The sequence below is a fragment of the uncultured Sphingomonas sp. genome, assembly GCF_913776855.1.
GTDB lineage: Bacteria > Pseudomonadota > Alphaproteobacteria > Sphingomonadales > Sphingomonadaceae > Sphingomonas.
Map to the genome: position 1 here is coordinate 22,003 of NZ_CAJYQD010000013.1, position 14,784 is coordinate 36,786.

At 65.7% G+C, this 14,784-nt stretch carries 13 protein-coding genes; 6 read left to right on the forward strand and 7 right to left on the reverse strand.

Going from position 1 to position 14,784, the window contains the following annotated elements; translation table 11 throughout:
* Positions 1 to 2: 2 nt before the first annotated feature.
* The gene (locus QZ755_RS02785; RefSeq protein WP_294319513.1) at positions 3 to 629 is read right to left on the reverse strand and encodes a DUF4198 domain-containing protein; all 627 of its coding nucleotides are present in this window, start codon (positions 627 to 629) and stop codon (positions 3 to 5) included.
* Positions 630 to 774: 145 nt separating this feature from the next.
* Here QZ755_RS02785 and QZ755_RS02790 point away from each other — a divergent pair, with 145 nt between their 5' ends.
* The 4 genes from QZ755_RS02790 to QZ755_RS02805 are packed head-to-tail and all read left to right on the forward strand — an operon-like array spanning position 775 to position 5,142.
* A complete protein-coding gene (locus QZ755_RS02790) occupies positions 775 to 3,000 on the forward strand; it encodes a TonB-dependent siderophore receptor (RefSeq protein ID WP_294319514.1) in 2,226 nt (741 codons plus the stop codon).
* On the forward strand, positions 2,997 to 3,311 hold the full coding sequence (locus QZ755_RS02795; protein WP_294319515.1) for a hypothetical protein: 315 nt from the start codon (positions 2,997 to 2,999) through the stop codon (positions 3,309 to 3,311). The genes QZ755_RS02790 and QZ755_RS02795 overlap by 4 nt, the downstream gene beginning before the upstream one ends.
* Positions 3,308 to 4,894 (forward strand): PepSY-associated TM helix domain-containing protein, encoded by a 1,587-nt coding sequence (locus tag QZ755_RS02800; RefSeq protein ID WP_294319517.1) that lies wholly within the window; start codon positions 3,308 to 3,310, stop codon positions 4,892 to 4,894. The genes QZ755_RS02795 and QZ755_RS02800 overlap by 4 nt, the downstream gene beginning before the upstream one ends.
* Positions 4,891 to 5,142, forward strand: a complete 252-nt coding sequence (locus QZ755_RS02805; protein ID WP_294319519.1) for a DUF3325 family protein — start codon at positions 4,891 to 4,893, stop codon at positions 5,140 to 5,142. Before QZ755_RS02800 ends, QZ755_RS02805 begins: the two co-directional genes overlap by 4 nt.
* On the opposite strand, the gene trmFO is transcribed toward QZ755_RS02805, so the two are convergent.
* Positions 5,139 to 6,458, reverse strand: a complete 1,320-nt coding sequence (gene trmFO, locus QZ755_RS02810; RefSeq protein WP_294319520.1) for a methylenetetrahydrofolate--tRNA-(uracil(54)-C(5))-methyltransferase (FADH(2)-oxidizing) TrmFO — start codon at positions 6,456 to 6,458, stop codon at positions 5,139 to 5,141. The two genes, QZ755_RS02805 and trmFO, sit on opposite strands and share 4 nt — an antisense overlap.
* A gap of 95 nt (positions 6,459 to 6,553) precedes the next feature.
* Between trmFO and QZ755_RS02815 the strand changes: the two genes are divergently transcribed.
* Positions 6,554 to 6,985, forward strand: a complete 432-nt coding sequence (locus tag QZ755_RS02815) for a DUF488 domain-containing protein (protein ID WP_294319566.1) — start codon at positions 6,554 to 6,556, stop codon at positions 6,983 to 6,985.
* 25 nt (positions 6,986 to 7,010) lie between these two features.
* Here the strand turns inward: QZ755_RS02815 and QZ755_RS02820 are convergent, their stop codons facing one another.
* Together QZ755_RS02820 and gyrA are read right to left on the reverse strand one after the other, a co-directional pair.
* Entirely contained in the window at positions 7,011 to 7,358 is a 348-nt protein-coding gene (locus tag QZ755_RS02820; protein ID WP_294319522.1) for a DUF952 domain-containing protein, read from the reverse strand.
* A complete protein-coding gene (gene gyrA / locus QZ755_RS02825; RefSeq protein ID WP_294319524.1) occupies positions 7,355 to 10,138 on the reverse strand; it encodes a DNA gyrase subunit A in 2,784 nt (927 codons plus the stop codon). Before gyrA ends, QZ755_RS02820 begins: the two co-directional genes overlap by 4 nt.
* A gap of 98 nt (positions 10,139 to 10,236) precedes the next feature.
* Between gyrA and QZ755_RS02830 the strand changes: the two genes are divergently transcribed.
* Complete coding sequence (locus tag QZ755_RS02830; RefSeq protein ID WP_366509154.1) at positions 10,237 to 11,379, forward strand: mechanosensitive ion channel domain-containing protein; 1,143 nt, start codon at positions 10,237 to 10,239, stop codon at positions 11,377 to 11,379.
* Between the two features lie 77 nt (positions 11,380 to 11,456).
* Here the strand turns inward: QZ755_RS02830 and QZ755_RS02835 are convergent, their stop codons facing one another.
* Genes QZ755_RS02835 through QZ755_RS02845 form a run of 3 tightly spaced genes read right to left on the reverse strand, consistent with a single transcriptional unit; the run spans position 11,457 to position 14,747 of the window.
* On the reverse strand, positions 11,457 to 13,277 hold the full coding sequence (locus tag QZ755_RS02835) for a DUF885 family protein (protein WP_294319525.1): 1,821 nt from the start codon (positions 13,275 to 13,277) through the stop codon (positions 11,457 to 11,459).
* A gap of 55 nt (positions 13,278 to 13,332) precedes the next feature.
* Positions 13,333 to 13,767, reverse strand: a complete 435-nt coding sequence (locus tag QZ755_RS02840; protein WP_294319527.1) for an NfeD family protein — start codon at positions 13,765 to 13,767, stop codon at positions 13,333 to 13,335.
* Positions 13,764 to 14,747 carry an SPFH domain-containing protein gene (locus QZ755_RS02845; RefSeq protein WP_294319529.1) on the reverse strand — a complete coding sequence of 328 codons (984 nt, stop codon included), beginning with the start codon at positions 14,745 to 14,747 and terminating at the stop codon, positions 13,764 to 13,766. Before QZ755_RS02845 ends, QZ755_RS02840 begins: the two co-directional genes overlap by 4 nt.
* Positions 14,748 to 14,784 lie beyond the last annotated feature (37 nt).

Here is a 14,784-nt window from a genome sequence, read left to right on the forward strand (position 1 = left end):
AATCACGGCACGATGAAGGTCGTGGTAGCGATATGGTGCAGCTTGTCGACCGGGCCGCCGGCGACGCGCAGTTTGCCGGTTTCCACTTGCGCACTGCTCAGGAGGTAGCGGCCCTTGCCCGCGACCGGCACGGTGACCGTGCCGTCGGCACCGGCGGTCAGCTCGAGGCTGCGATGGTCGGGAGTCACCAGCGTCAGCTTGGCGCCGCCGACCGGCTTGCCTGCATGGCGTAGCGCGAAGCGGTTTGCCCCTGCGGCCAACGGCGCGATCTCATATGCCATGCGCGTACCCGGCTGGCTGCGACCGGCGCGCGCATAATAGACGACGCCTTCCTTCGCCCCAACCTCGCCCCACGGCTTGAACACCGAATCATCGGTCACGCGAACATCGCCCGGCGCGACCACCGCTTCGATGAAGCCTGCGCGACGGACCTGCCGAACCCTGGCCTGTCCGACGATCGTCGGTGCGACGAGGTTCTTGAACTCGGGATCGCCACCAACCGGCAAGGGTTCGGCCGGTTCGCCCAGATAGATGCGTGCCGGGCCGTTGCCCTCGCGCTCTACCCAGACTTCGTGCGCACTTGCCACCGTCGGCATGGCCAACGCGATCAACAGGACCAATCCTCGCATCACTCTTCTCCTGTACGGCAGCACAGCCTGCCGCCCTCTTAAGCCACGATAGTAATAATGCGAGTAGGTCTCAATAGCGTTGCATTATCGGAATCATGCCGATAGAGACCCGTCATATTGAAATTGATTCGCAACAGGGGGCGAGGTGAAGCATTCGGTACGATTGAGGGCGCTGGCCGGCATGGCGGCGCTGATCCTCCCCGCACTGCCGGCGATGGCTGAACCGGTGTTGGACGAAGCTGCGGAGGGCCAGCGCGGCGAAGAAATCGTCGTTGTCGGCAAGAGCTATGGTCGGGCGGTCGGCAAGACCGTGACCCCGCTGAAGGACGTGCCCAACACGATCACCGTGATCGACCAGGAACAGTTACAGCAGCGCAATCTGTTCACGCTGGAGGACGCGCTGACCGTCACCAACGGCGTGACCATCACCGGCATCGGCAGCGAGGACCCGTCCTATCTGTCGCGGGGCTTCACCATCAACAACTATCTGGTAGATGGTGTCCCGACCTTCGCCTTCGCCTTCCCGGCGGTGGTGCCCGACTTGTTACTGTATGACCGGGTAGAGGTGCTGCGCGGTCCGGCGGGGCTGTTCAGCGGCGCGGGCAATCCGGCCGGCAGCATCAATCTGGTCCGAAAGCGCCCGCTCGACACGCGTCAGGTCAGCGCACTGGCCGGCTATGGCAGCTACCGCAATTTCCGCGGTGAAGTCGACGTGTCGACACCACTCGATGATCGCTCAGGCGTCCGGCTGGGCGCGATGGTGCAGGATCAGGACCAGTTCTTCGACGTCGCCCATCGCTATCGCTTCGCCGCGTTCGGCGTGGCAGATACCGAGATCGGCGATAACACGACGCTGACCGTCGGCGGCAATTACGACCTGTTCAAGCCGGCGATCCAGTCGGGACTGCCCGGCTATATCGGCGGTGCCGATGGCAGCGAGGGGAAGCTGCTCGATGTTCGCCGCTCGACCTATCTCGGTGCCGACTGGAACCGGTTCCGGTCGGAAAGCTGGTCGGGCTTCGTCGAATTGGCCCACCGCATCAGCGATCGCTGGACGCTGCGCGCCACGGGGATGCTGACCGACATCGATCGTATCGACATCTACAGCTATATCGGCAACCAGCCGATTACGCCGACCAACGGCCGCACCAACCATATCGCCTATCGCGGCGACAGCGCGATGCAGACCCGATCGTTCGATTTCAATGGGGTAGGAAGCTTTCCTGTCTTTGGACGTGAACAGACGTTGATCCTGGGCGTTGATTATCAGGCGACTTCGGCGACGTCCGATTTCACCCGCCTGTCGAACTATGCGCAGATCGACGCCTTCAATCCGGTGTCACCCGCCGAACCGCCGCTCGATCCTTATGGTCCGTTACCGGCGTTTCAGGGGCCGAACGGCCCAGTAACGCAGGTCTATGGCGGCTCCGCGACCGAGGTCGAGCAATATGGCCTTTACGGCCAGTTGCGGCTCAGCCCGATCGCCGGGGTCACGCTGGTCGGCGGCGGACGCATGACGTGGTGGGACACGACCGTTACGACGACGCGGGTCGCCAGCGGCGCAATTCCGCTCCCGACGCGCTATGGTTTCGACGAACGCTTTACCCCCTACGCCGGGGTGGTGTGGGACGTAACGTCCGACCTAAACCTGTATGCCAGCTATGCCGACAGCTTCACGCCGCAATCCTCGCCCGGCCGTGTTCGTCCCGACGGACGGGCGCTGGAACCGTTGATCGGCGATCAATATGAGGCGGGTAGCAAGCTGTCGCTGATGGACAAGCGATTGCTGCTGTCGGCGGCACTCTATCAGATCACCCAGAATAATCGCATCATCAATGACCCCAACACTCCGACCTTGGTGTTCCAGACGGGCAAAGTCCGTGCGCGCGGCGTCGAGGCGGAGGCGAGCGGTGAGATCCTGCCCGGATGGCGGGTGAATGGCGGCTATAGCTTTACACGCACGGAATACGTGGCTGATGCCAATCCGGTACTGGAGGGACTGAGCCTGTTGCCGGTAATACCTGAACACATGGTCAAGCTGTTCACCAATTACGAACCGGTCGATGGACCACTGGCCGGCGCCAGTGTCGGCGCGGGCGTCACGTGGTTCGATGCGACATGGAGCGGTAACCCGGCATTCTACAACGCCGACGGCACGCTACGCACGCGGTCGACCATCGTGCGGCAGGGGGCCTATGCCGTCGCCGACCTGCGCGCCGGGTACAAGCTGTCCGAACGCCTTTCGCTGGCCGTCAACGTCAGCAACCTGTTCGATCGCAGCTATTATGCGCGCATCTCTTCGACCGGACGTGGCAATTATTACGGCGTACCGCGCACCGTGTTCGCCAGCATCCGGGTGACGCTGCCGTGAGCGCTGTCGGGCAGGTGCGCCATGTGCTGTGGCGGCGGATCGGCGACAACGCGCTGCGGCTGATCGCCGCGCTGCCGGTCGGCTATGCCGTGGCGAGCCTGTGGTCGATGGCGCTGGCCCGCATCCTGCCCGGCGATCCCGCGCAGGCGACGGTCGCCGCCGCGCTGGTCGCGTTGCTGCTGTGCGCGCTGGCGGCGATGTGGGCCTATGCGGCGCGCAGCGGCTGGCGGGCGCTGTGGACGCTGGTCGTCCTGGGCGGCGCGGCAGGTGCCATCTGCTGGGTATCGGTCGGGCTCGGGGGCCGGATATGAGCAAGGGATTTCGCCAGTCGCAGTCGACGCTGCACACCTGGTCGGGGCTGTTGCTCGGCTGGCTGCTGTTCGCGGTGTTCGTCGCGGGCACGTCGGCCTATTGGCGCGAGGCGCTGAACCGCTGGGCCCGGCCCGAACTGGCACGCATCGACGATACCGACCGCGTCGTCGAAGGTGCTGTGGCGTTCCTGTCGCGCAAGGCGCCCGATGCGCAGAGCTGGTTCATCACCGTGCCCACGACGCAGAGCGCCGGCGCAGAGCTGTTCTGGGTCCCGCAGGTCAAGCCAGGTGAGGAACAGCGCGGCCGACGCGGCAGGCGCGATACCCGCGCCTTTATCGGCAGCGACGGGCAGGAGGGGAGCGCGCGCGAAACGCGGGGCGGCGACTTTTTCTACCGCTTCCATTTCGATCTGCACTACATGCCGGTCTTCTGGGCGCGCTGGATCGTCGGCATCGCCGCGATGTTCATGCTGGTCGCCATCTTCACCGGCATCGTGACCCACAAGAAGATCTTCCGCGATTTCTTCACCCTGCGGCGGGGCAAGGGGCAGCGATCGTGGCTCGACGGGCATAATGCGACCGCCGTGCTGGCGCTCCCGTTCCATCTGATGATTACCTATACCGGCCTCGTCACGCTGATCGCGATGCTGATGCCATGGGCAATCGTCGCCAATTACAGTGACGAATCAAAACTCTATGCGACAGTGTTCCCGGAAGCTCCCATGGTCGAGCGGCAAGATCGTCCGGCGCCGCTGACGAAGCTGATCCCGGTTCTGCACGATGCGGAGCGTCGGATGGGCGGTACGGCTGGCTATATCACCGTGCTGAACCCCGGCGATGCGGCGGCGCGGATCACGCTCACCCGATCGGGCACGTCGATGCTGTCGGCACGCAGCCCCAGCATCGCTTATGATGGCGTGACCGGACGGATGCTGTGGCAGGCTCCGCCGCCGGGCGGCGCGGTCGAGACGCAGGGGGTCATGGTCGGCCTGCACGCCGGACGGTTCGGCGATTATCCCATGCGCTGGCTGTATTTCCTATGCGGCATCGCGGGATCGCTGATGGTCGCAAGCGGGCTGGTGCTATGGACCGTCAAGCGTCGCGAACGGTTGCCGAACCCCGCGCGTCCGCCGTTTGGCTTTCGCTTGGTCGAGCGACTGAATATCGGCTTCGTCGCCGGCTTTCCCCTTGCGATGACGCTGTATCTCTGGGCCAACCGGTTGCTGCCGACCAGCCTTGCCGCGCGTGCCGACGCGGAGATCAACGCGATGTTCGCAGGCTGGGCCGCGATCTTCCTCTATGCGCTGGCACGACGTCCGGCACGGGCGTGGGTCGAGTTGCTGACGGCGCAGGCGGCGTTGCTGATCGCGCTGCCGTTCTACAATATCGTCGCACTGCCCACCGGACTGTTCACGACCATTGGGACGGGCGACTGGGTGCTGGCCGGGGCCGACCTGACCTTCCTCGCGCTTGGCGCCGGATTCGGCTTCGCGGCGTGGCGGGTGCATCGTTTCCGCCCGAGGGCACGGCGGCCCGCTCGCGACGCCCGGATCGTCCCCTCCAACCTGGCACCGGCCGAATGATCGTTCTCGCACTCCCCACTGCACTCGGCGCGTTCGCGTTGCTCGCGCTGGCCAGCGATCGGCATCGCCACCGCTGGTCACGCATCGACATCGCGTGGCGACGACGCGGCGGTTGGATGCTGGTCGCGCTGACCTTTCCCGCCGCCTTTGCCGCGTGGGGACCGGTCTATGGTGCGATCGGCGGGTTCGGGTTGTTGATGCTGGGGGCGGGGGTCAGTTTCCTCGCCCTCAACCTGACCCAGCGTTAGAGCGACGCCTCCGCCCATTCGCCGAACGCTTCGCGCGCCCGTGCCGTGTACATCTTCTTGCGATCGGCTTTCTTGGTCCTGCCGGGGATCGGCGGCATCAGTCCGAAATTGACGTTCATCGGCTGATAGGTTTCCGCGATCGCCGCGCCGGTAATGTGGTGCAGCAGCGCCCCCATCGCCGTTTCGACTGGAGGTGGGGCCAATTCCCTGCCCGCCAGTTCGGCGGCGGCGAAGCGACCGGCCATCAACCCGACGGCGGCGCTTTCGACATAGCCTTCGCATCCCGTCATCTGCCCGGCAAAGCGCAGATGCGGGCGTGCCTTCAGCCGCAGCGTGGGGTCGAGCAGCTCGGGCGAACGGATGAAGGTGTTGCGGTGCAGCCCGCCCAGCCGGGCGAACTCGGCATTCTCCAGCCCCGGAATGGTCCGGAACAGCCGCACCTGCTCGCCATGCTTCAGTTTGGTCTGAAACCCGACGATGTTCCATAAGGTGCCGGACGCATTGTCCTGTCGCAGCTGCACCACGGCGTGCGGCCAGCGCCCGGTGCGCGGATCGTCCAGTCCGACCGGTTTCATCGGGCCGAAGCGCAGCGTGTCCAGCCCACGCTCAGCCATCACTTCGATCGGCATACAGCCCTCGAAATAGGGAACATTCTCCCACTCGCGGAACTCGGCCTTTTCGCCGGCAATCAGTCCGGCGTGAAAGGCCTCATACTGTTCGCGATTCATCGCACAGTTGATGTAGTCCTTGCCCTCTCCCTTGTTCCACCTGCTCTGAAACCATGCCTCGTCCATATCGATCGAATCGAAATGGACGATGGGTGCAATCGCGTCGAAGAACGCCAGCGCCTCCGCGCCGGTCGCCCCGCCAATGTCGCCGGCAAGCGCCGGCGCGGTCAGCGGGCCGGTGGCGACGATCGTCATGCCGCTGTCGGGCAGGGTGTCCACACGTTCGCGGACGATCGTGATGTTGGGATGCGCCTCGAGCGCGGCGGTCACGGCGGCGGAAAAGCCGTCGCGATCGACCGCCAGCGCCGATCCTGCGGGCACCTTATGTTCATCGCCCTTGGCCATGACGAGCGACCCCAGCGCGCGCATTTCCGCATGAAGCAGCCCGACCGCGTTGGATTCGGCGTCGTCCGACCGGAAGCTGTTCGAACAGACCAGCTCGGCCAAATCGTCGCCCTGGTGCGCCGGCGTATTGTCGCCGCCACCGCGCATTTCCGACAGGCGGACCTTCGCGCCCGCTTGCGCCAACTGCCATGCTGCCTCGGAACCGGCGAGGCCACCGCCAATGATGTGAACGTCATGTTGCATGGCAGGCGTCTAGGCGGACGAACGACAACGGGCAATGAACGTACGCAGTGGACCATCGTTTTATGGACGGAATGGCGGCACGGCAGGACGAACGCATGAAAATCTACACGATCGGGTATGAAGCGGTGACCGTGGCGGAATTTGTCGCCGCGTTGCAGGCGGCGGGCGTGCGTCGCGTGATCGACGTCCGTGCGCTGCCGCTGTCGCGACGGCCGGGCTTTTCCAAATCGTCGCTCGCCGCCGAACTGGCGACGCAGGGTATCGACTATGTACATCTGAAGGCGCTTGGCACGCCGAAGCGCGGGCGCGATGCAGCGAAGAGAGGCGATGTCGCGACGCTACGCGCGGTCTATGACGAACAGCTCGAACTGCCGGAGGCACAGGCGCAGGCGGCGATCATGTTGGGGCTGGCAGCGGAGATGCCGTCCGCGCTGCTATGCTTCGAGCGGGAGCCGGCGCATTGCCACCGGACGCTGTTACTGGAAGCGGTCGGGCAGGGGGCGGAGGCAGTGGAATTGTACCCCTGAGTCTTCGCCGCCCCGGAGAGGATCTTCAGCCCGCGATCGGCCGCTTGACCTTGCCCACGTCATCCCGATGCAGCGGCCCATAGGCCACCACCGCGTTCAGCGGCAGCGGCGCATACAGGTGCGGAAACAACTGCCCGCCACGCGACGGCTCCCATTTCACTGCATCACCCAACGCCTCCAGGTCGACCTCCGCCACATGCAGGTCATCCTGCCCGACGAAATGCTTGTCGACCGTTTCGGTCAGCTGGTCGAAGGTCGACAGGTGGACATAGCCGTCCGCCAGATCGACCGGCGCCCCGGCGAAGCTACCGTCCTTCTCCAGCGTCGCCATCTGATCGCCGGTTAGTACCTTGAACGCGGTGGCGGGGGTCATTCCTCGATGTCCCCCTCGCTGATCGTATCGGGACCGGTGCCGTCGTCGAGCAGGATATCGCCCTCGGGTGCCGGCATCGCCGCGCGTTCCTCGGCGACGATCGCTTCGGCATCGTTCTCCGGTGTCTCGTCCTCGTCGATCTTCGCGGCCGACACGACCTGTTCGCCAAAACCGACGCGGAAGATGGTGATACCCTGCGTATTGCGGCCGGCGACGCGAATGTCGCCGACGGTGGTGCGGATCAGCTTCGCCTGATCGGTCACCAGCATCAGCTGCTCGCCATTATGCGCCGGGAAGCTCGCCACGACCGGCCCGTTCCGATCGGAGGTCACGATATTGGTGATCCCCTGACCCCCGCGCCCGGTACGGCGGTATTCATAGGCGGAGGTGCGCTTGCCGAAGCCGTTCGCAGTGACGGTCAGGATGAATTCCTCTGCCGCCTCGAACTCGGCCATGCGTTCAGTCGACAGGGTAACCTCACGGTCGCCTTCCTTCCACGGCGCAGCCTTCAGATAGGCTTCGCGCTCGTCGGCCGTCGCATCGAACCCGCCCAGGATCGACAGCGAGATGACCTGGTCGTCCTTGCCCAGCGAAATGCCGCGCACGCCGGTCGAGGTGCGGCTCTGGAACTCGCGGACGTCGGTCGCGGCGAAGCGGATCGCCTTGCCCGCCTTGGTCGCCAGCAGCACGTCGTCGGTCTCGGTCAGCAGCGCCACGCCGATCAGGCGATCGTCGCTGTCGTCGTCGAAGCGCATCGCGATCTTGCCGGCGGTCGGGATGTTCGCGAACGCATCCATCGAGTTGCGCCGCACCGTCCCGTTGCCGGTCGCGAACATGACGTGCAGGTCGCTCCACCGCTCCTCATCCTCCGGTAGCGGCAGAACGGTCGAGATCGTCTCGCCGGCGGCCAGCGGCAGCAGGTTGACCATCGGCCGCCCGCGCGTCGCCGGTCCCCCTTCGGGCAGGCGCCACACCTTCATGCGGTACACCTTGCCGGCGGTGGAGAAGAACAGCACCGGGGTGTGGGTGCTGGTCACGAACAGGTTCGTGATCGCATCCTCGTCCTTGGTCGCCATGCCGGCGCGGCCCTTGCCGCCGCGCTTCTGCGCGCGGAACGCGTCGAGCGGGGTCCGCTTGATATAGCCCTGCACCGTGACGGTGACGACCATGTCCTCGCGCTCAATCAGATCCTCGTCGTCGATGCCGTCGGCAGCGCCCGCGATCTCGGTCCGGCGCGGCGTCGCGAATTCGGCGCGGACATCGACCAGTTCCTGCCGCATGACGGCATAGAGCTTCGCGCGATTGCCGAGGATATCCAGCAGATGGGTGATCGACCCGGCCAGTTCCTTCAGTTCCTCGCCGATCTCGTCGCGACCGAGTGCGGTCAGGCGATGCAGCCGCAGGTCGAGGATCGCGCGCACCTGCAGGTCGGACAGGCGATAGACGTCGCCGCTCGTGTCCGATTCGACCGCCTCGACCAGCTTCAGATAGGGCGCGATCTCCGCCACCGGCCATTCGCGCGCCAGCAATGCGGCACGGGCGGCGGCGGGGCTTTCCGATCCGCGGATGATGCGCACCACCTCGTCGAGATTGGTGACGGCGATGACGAGGCCGAGCAACAGGTGCGCCCGCTCGCGTGCCTTGGCCAGTTCATACTTCGACCGGCGGGTGATGACCTCTTCGCGGAAGCCGACGAACGCGTCGATGATCTGGGCGAGGTTCAGCAGTTCGGGGCGGCCGCCCCGGATCGCCAGCATGTTGGCGGCAAAGCTCGACTGCGCCGGGGTGTGGCGCCACAGCTGGTTGAGCACCACGTCGGGCGTCGCGTCGCGCTTCAGGTCGATGACGATCCGCACGCCTTCGCGGTTCGATTCGTCGCGAATGTCGCTGACGCCCTCGATCCGCTTGTCCTTGGCGGCCTCGGCGATCTTTTCGACCAGCCCGGACTTGCCGACCTGGAACGGGATTTCGGTCAGCACGATCGAACGCCGTTCGCCGCGCGCCTCGACGATGTGGCGCGAGCGCAGGATGATCGATCCGCGCCCGCCGGCATAGGCGGCGCGCGCCCCCGCACGGCCCAGCATCAGCGCGCCGGTCGGGAAGTCCGGCCCCGGCACGATCTCGCACAGTTCCTCATGGGTCAGCGGTTCGCCACCCTCGACCCGGCGGTCGATCGTCGCGAGGCAGGCATCGACCACTTCGCCCAGATTGTGCGGCGGCACGTTGGTCGCCATGCCGACGGCAATGCCGCCGGCACCGTTGACCAGCAGGTTCGGGAATCGTGCCGGCAGGACGGCGGGTTCGCGTTCCGACCCGTCATAATTGGGGACGAAATCGACCGTATCCTTGTCGAGGTCGTCGAGCAGCGCCGACGCCGACTTCGCAAGACGCGCTTCGGTATAACGCATTGCGGCGGGCGGATCGGGGTCCATCGATCCGAAATTGCCCTGACCGTCGATCAGCGGCAGCCGCATCGACCAGGGCTGCGCCATGCGCGCCAGCGCGTCATAGATCGCAGTATCGCCATGCGGGTGATATTTACCCATCACGTCGCCGACGATGCGCGCCGACTTGCGATAGGGTTTGCCGGCGGTGAAGCCGCTTTCCTGCGCCGAATAGAGGATACGCCGATGCACCGGCTTCAACCCGTCGCGCACATCGGGCAGCGCGCGGGAGACGATGACGCTCATGGCATAGTCGAGATAGCTCGACCGCATCTCGTCCACGATCGAGATGGGGGCGATGTCGGATGGGTCGGCGATCAGCGTCGCGTCTGTCAAAGTTCGATGCTTTCGGGGAATGTTTCGGTTGCGTGGCAGACTAGCCGGTCGGGGGCGGAAAGCCAAGTGTTGCGACCCCGATCGCCGCAGTCTGGAACATGGTGCGGCGCAGCGTGTTGGCGGTGGTGATGCCCGAGCTGGAACGAACCTTCGCCACCCTTCCGCCGGTCGCGGTCGATCTGGGTACCATCGCCCTGTCGATCCTTGCGGCACTGGTGCTGCACGCCGCGATCTTTCGCATATTGCGCCGCTTTGCCGCGCGGACGCCGGGGTCGGTGGACGACGTCTATGTCGACCATGCGTGGCGGCCGATGCGCTGGATCCTGATCGCGATGGCGCTGGCCAGCGTTCGCCGTCCGCTGCGCCTGCCGGATCGCTGGGACGATCTGTGGACGCAGATGGCGGGGCTGGTCGTACCGCTGCTGATGGGATGGTTCGCGATCGCGATGATCCGCGCATCGGTAAAGGCGATCGAGGTCGCCACCGACATCACCGTCGCGGACAATCTGCGCGCGCGGCGGCGACGGACGCGCAGCGCCATTCTCGGACGGATCGCGATCATCGCGATCGGCTTCGTCACGGTGTGCCTGATGCTGTTGTCGATCCCGAGCATCCGGTCGATCGGCGTGACGCTGATGGCATCGGCGGGTCTTGCCGGTCTCGCGGTCGGTGCGGCCGCCCAGCCGGCGCTCAAGAACATCATCGCGGGCGTGCAGATGGCGTTCACCGAACCGATCCGCATCGACGATGTCGTCATCATCGAGAACGAATGGGGCCGGATCGAGGAAATCCGCCTGACCTATGTCGTGGTCGGCCTGTGGGACGAACGCCGCCTGGTCGTGCCGGTATCGAAGTTCCTCGAATCGAGCTTCCAGAACTGGACCCGCACCACCAGCGGGCTGCTGGGATCGGCGTTCTTCTGGCTCGATCCCACCACCAACATCCCCCGCCTGCGGGCCAGGTTCGAGGAACTGGTCAAAGCCGATCCGTTGTGGGACGGCCGGGCCTATGTGTTGCAGGTGACCGATACCAAGCCGGACGCGATCGAGGTCCGCATCCTCGCCACCGCATCGGACGCCGCACGCGCGTTCGACCTGCGCTGTTCGCTACGCGAGGGGATGCTGGCCTATATCCGCGACGAGATGCCCGAAGCGCTGCCGCGGCGGCGGGTGGCGGTGGATGGCGCCAACGAGCAATCCTTGCCCGTCACCCCAGCGCAGGCTGGGGTCTCTCGCGGGTAGAGCGAGGCAGGAGTCGCGGGAGATTCCAGTCTGCGCTGGAATGACGTGTGCGGCGGGTTGAGGAAGGGGAAGTACGCCTATCCCTTCCGCCCCGCAATGAACGCATCGACGTTGCGCCCAAGGACCGTCATCGGCACCCCGCCGCCCTGAACCACGGTATCGTTGAACGCCTTGAAGTCGTAGCGCGGCCCAAGCGCCGCCTTGGTCCGTTCGCGCAGGCGATTGATCTCCGAATGGCCGACCTTGTAGCCGCAGGCCTGGCCCGGCCACGAGCAATAGCGGTCGACCTCGCCCGACACTTCCTCGATGCCCGACCCGTTGGTGGTGGCGAACCACTGCACCGCCTGTTCGCGGGTCCAGCGTTTGGCGTGCAGGCCGGTATCGACCACCATCCGGCACGCGCGGAACGCGATCGACTGGAGATAGCCCAGCCGCCCGACCGGATCGCCTTCATAGGCGCCCAGTTCGTCGCCAAGCTGCTCTGCATAGAGCGCCCAGCCTTCCGAAAAGGCGTTGAACTGCAAGAGCGACCGGATCAGCGGCAGGCGGAAGCTATATTCGCCCTGCCACACATGGCCGGGGATCGCCTCGTGATAGACGAGCGTCGGCAGCGAATAGCGGGTCCATAGCTCGGTGGTGCGCAGGTTGATCCACATCTTGCCCGGCACCTTGCCGTCGATCGATCCCGCGCCGCCATAGGCGCCCGGTGCGCCAGCCTCCTCGACCACCGGGATGCGCTTCACCTCGACATTGCCGGGCGCGAGCGTATTGAATGCACGTGGCATCCTGGCGCGGATGTCGGTCAGGCGGTTCTGTACCAGCGCCATGATCTGTGCGCGGCCCGCATCGCCTTCGGGAAACACGAAGCGCGGGTCCTTGCCCAGCGCGGTCATCCGCGCACCGACGCTGCCCTTGGTATAGCCCAACGACTTGAGGATCACGTCCATCTGCGCCTGCAGCGCGGCCAGTTCCTCCTTGCCGCGCGCATGAACCTCGTCCGGCGTCATCATGGTGGTGGTCGATGCGCGCAGGCCCCACGCATACCACGCATCGCCATCGGGCCGCGCCCACATGCCCGCGTCGGATTTTGCGACCCGTCGACTGGCGCGGATCGTGGCGAGCTGGCGTTCCAGCGCCGGTTTCACCCGGTCGCGCGCGATGGCGGTCGCCTTCGCGGTCCAGTCGCCGGGAATGGCCTTTGTCCGACGCGACAGCGAGGTCACGATGTCCCAGCTTGCCGGTTCGCCGGCGACCGATTGTTCGAGCTGGCGGATCGTCTTGTCGAGCAGGAAATCGGGCGGCACCACGCCCATCGCCAGCGCGGTGCGCACCCGCTGCGTCTCGCCGTCCAGCTGTATGGCATAGCTTTCCAGCCGGGCGAGATAGGCCTCGGCATCGGCGCGGTTCGCGATGCTGTGATCGCTGTCGAGGAAGCGCGGCACGTCGAGATACGCCCCGACATTCTGGATCACGACATAGGGCGTATTGCGCCACCCGCCGACCGCGACGTCGCCATAGGGGAGGGCGAAGCCGTCCAGCGCGGTTTCGAACGCCGTCTTGACCACGTCGATGTCGGTGCGGGTCGCGGGGGACAGTGGCGCGGTGTCGATCCGCTTCAGCGTGGCGACATGGGTTCGCAGGTGATCGGCAACGAGGCGCTGCCCCGCTGCCGACCGATCGCCCAGCCGCGACTTCAACGCCGCACGGGCGCCGGTGTCGATGCCGAGGCCGCTGGCAGTCTCCGGCGAATCGAGCAGCATCGCGTCGGCGATTCGGGTCAGCGTTGCCTCCGCCGCCTTGTCGGCCGGGGCGGCGCTGCCCTGGGCACGAACCGGCAGCGCGGTGGCGAGGGTCGAAGCGGCGGCACCGGCGATCCAGTCGCGACGGGTCAATTCCATGGGGACATCCTTGGTAAGGCTATTCTGCCCTGTGTCCCGCGCCGCGCCAGCCGCGTCAATCGTCGGCGACGACGCTCAGCACGGCGCCCGTTACGCCGACGATCCGCACCTGCGTGCCAGCGGGCAGGTCGGGGCCGCGCGCGATCCATTCGCTGTCGCCGACGCGCACCCGGCCGCTACCGCCCGCGATCGGTTGGACCACCACGACCACTTGCCCGATCAACCGCGCGCCGCGGTCGTTCAGCAGCGGATCGTCGCTGTCGATCGGATAGTCGGCATACCAGCGCCGCCCGATCAACACCGTTACCACGCTCCACGCGCCGAATACCGCCAGTTCGGCGCTGAGCGTCAGCGCCGGGAACAGCAGCGACAACAGCCCGGTAATCCCGGCGGCGATCGCAATGAAGATCAGGAAGACGCCCGGCACCGCCAGTTCGGCCACGCCCAGCGCAACCGCCGCCAGCAGCCAGGCATAGCCGCTGTCGATCATCGCGGCGGTTGCTCGACCGGTCCGACCGGACGCTCGCGTACCGGTTGCGCAGGGGCAGGGGTCGACGGCTTGCTGTCGCCCAGCGCTTCCTTCGCAAGCTGCCCGATGCCGCCGAGCGTCCCGATCAGCTGGGTCGCCTCGACCGGGAACAGGATCGTCTTGGCATTGGGGCTGGTGGCGAATTTGCCGACCGCCTCGACATATTTTTGCGCGATGAAATAATTGATCGCCTGCGTGCCGCCTGCCTCGATCGCATCGCTCACGACCTGCGTCGCCTTGGCCTCCGCTTCCGCCGCACGTTCACGGGCCTCGGAATCGCGAAAGGCGGATTCGCGGCGCCCTTCGGCTTCGAGGATGCGGGCCTGTTTCTGCCCCTCGGCGCGCAGGATTTCGGAGGCACGGGCGCCTTCCGCTTCGAGGATGTTGGCACGCTTTTCGCGCTCGGCCTTCATCTGGCGGCCCATCGCGTTGACGATATCGGCCGGCGGGCGGATGTCCTTGATCTCGACGCGGGTGATCTTCACGCCCCAGGGATTGGTGGCATGATCGACAACGCCCAACAGCCGCGCGTTGATCTCGTCACGCTTCGACAGCGTTTCGTCGAGGTCCATCGACCCCATCACCGTGCGCAGGTTGGTGGTCGTGATCTGCTGGAGCGCGACATACAGGTCGGACACCTCATAGGCTGCCTTGGCCGGGTCCAGCACCTGAAAGAAGACCACACCGTCGGTCGACACCATCGCATTGTCGCGGGTGATAATTTCCTGTCCCGGAATGTCGATCACCTGCTCCATCATGTTCACCTTGCGGCCGACGCGATAGAAAAAGGCGGGGTAGAAGTTGAACCCCGGCTTGGCGACGGCGGTGAAGCGGCCGAAATGTTCGATCGTATATTGATGGCCCTGCGTGACGATCTTCACGCTGGCGAACAGGTACAATACGACCATCAGAACGATCGCGGCGATCAGGCCCAACAGCATCGGACGTCCCCTGCTTGTGTTTTGTCCAACGCTGTCT

What these genes read in the sequence shown, in the direction of transcription:
- QZ755_RS02785 (WP_294319513.1), bottom strand. Translation starts at nt 629, where the DNA reads ATGCGAGGATTGGTCCTGTTGATCGCGTTGGCCATGCCGACGGTGGCA.
- QZ755_RS02800 (WP_294319517.1), top strand. Translation starts at nt 3,308, where the DNA reads ATGAGCAAGGGATTTCGCCAGTCGCAGTCGACGCTGCACACCTGGTCG.
- QZ755_RS02805 (WP_294319519.1), top strand. Translation starts at nt 4,891, where the DNA reads ATGATCGTTCTCGCACTCCCCACTGCACTCGGCGCGTTCGCGTTGCTC.
- trmFO (WP_294319520.1), bottom strand. Translation starts at nt 6,458, where the DNA reads ATGCAACATGACGTTCACATCATTGGCGGTGGCCTCGCCGGTTCCGAG.
- QZ755_RS02815 (WP_294319566.1), top strand. Translation starts at nt 6,554, where the DNA reads ATGAAAATCTACACGATCGGGTATGAAGCGGTGACCGTGGCGGAATTT.
- QZ755_RS02820 (WP_294319522.1), bottom strand. Translation starts at nt 7,358, where the DNA reads ATGACCCCCGCCACCGCGTTCAAGGTACTAACCGGCGATCAGATGGCG.
- QZ755_RS02830 (WP_366509154.1), top strand. Translation starts at nt 10,237, where the DNA reads ATGGTGCGGCGCAGCGTGTTGGCGGTGGTGATGCCCGAGCTGGAACGA.
- QZ755_RS02835 (WP_294319525.1), bottom strand. Translation starts at nt 13,277, where the DNA reads ATGGAATTGACCCGTCGCGACTGGATCGCCGGTGCCGCCGCTTCGACC.
- QZ755_RS02840 (WP_294319527.1), bottom strand. Translation starts at nt 13,767, where the DNA reads ATGATCGACAGCGGCTATGCCTGGCTGCTGGCGGCGGTTGCGCTGGGC.
- QZ755_RS02845 (WP_294319529.1), bottom strand. Translation starts at nt 14,747, where the DNA reads ATGCTGTTGGGCCTGATCGCCGCGATCGTTCTGATGGTCGTATTGTAC.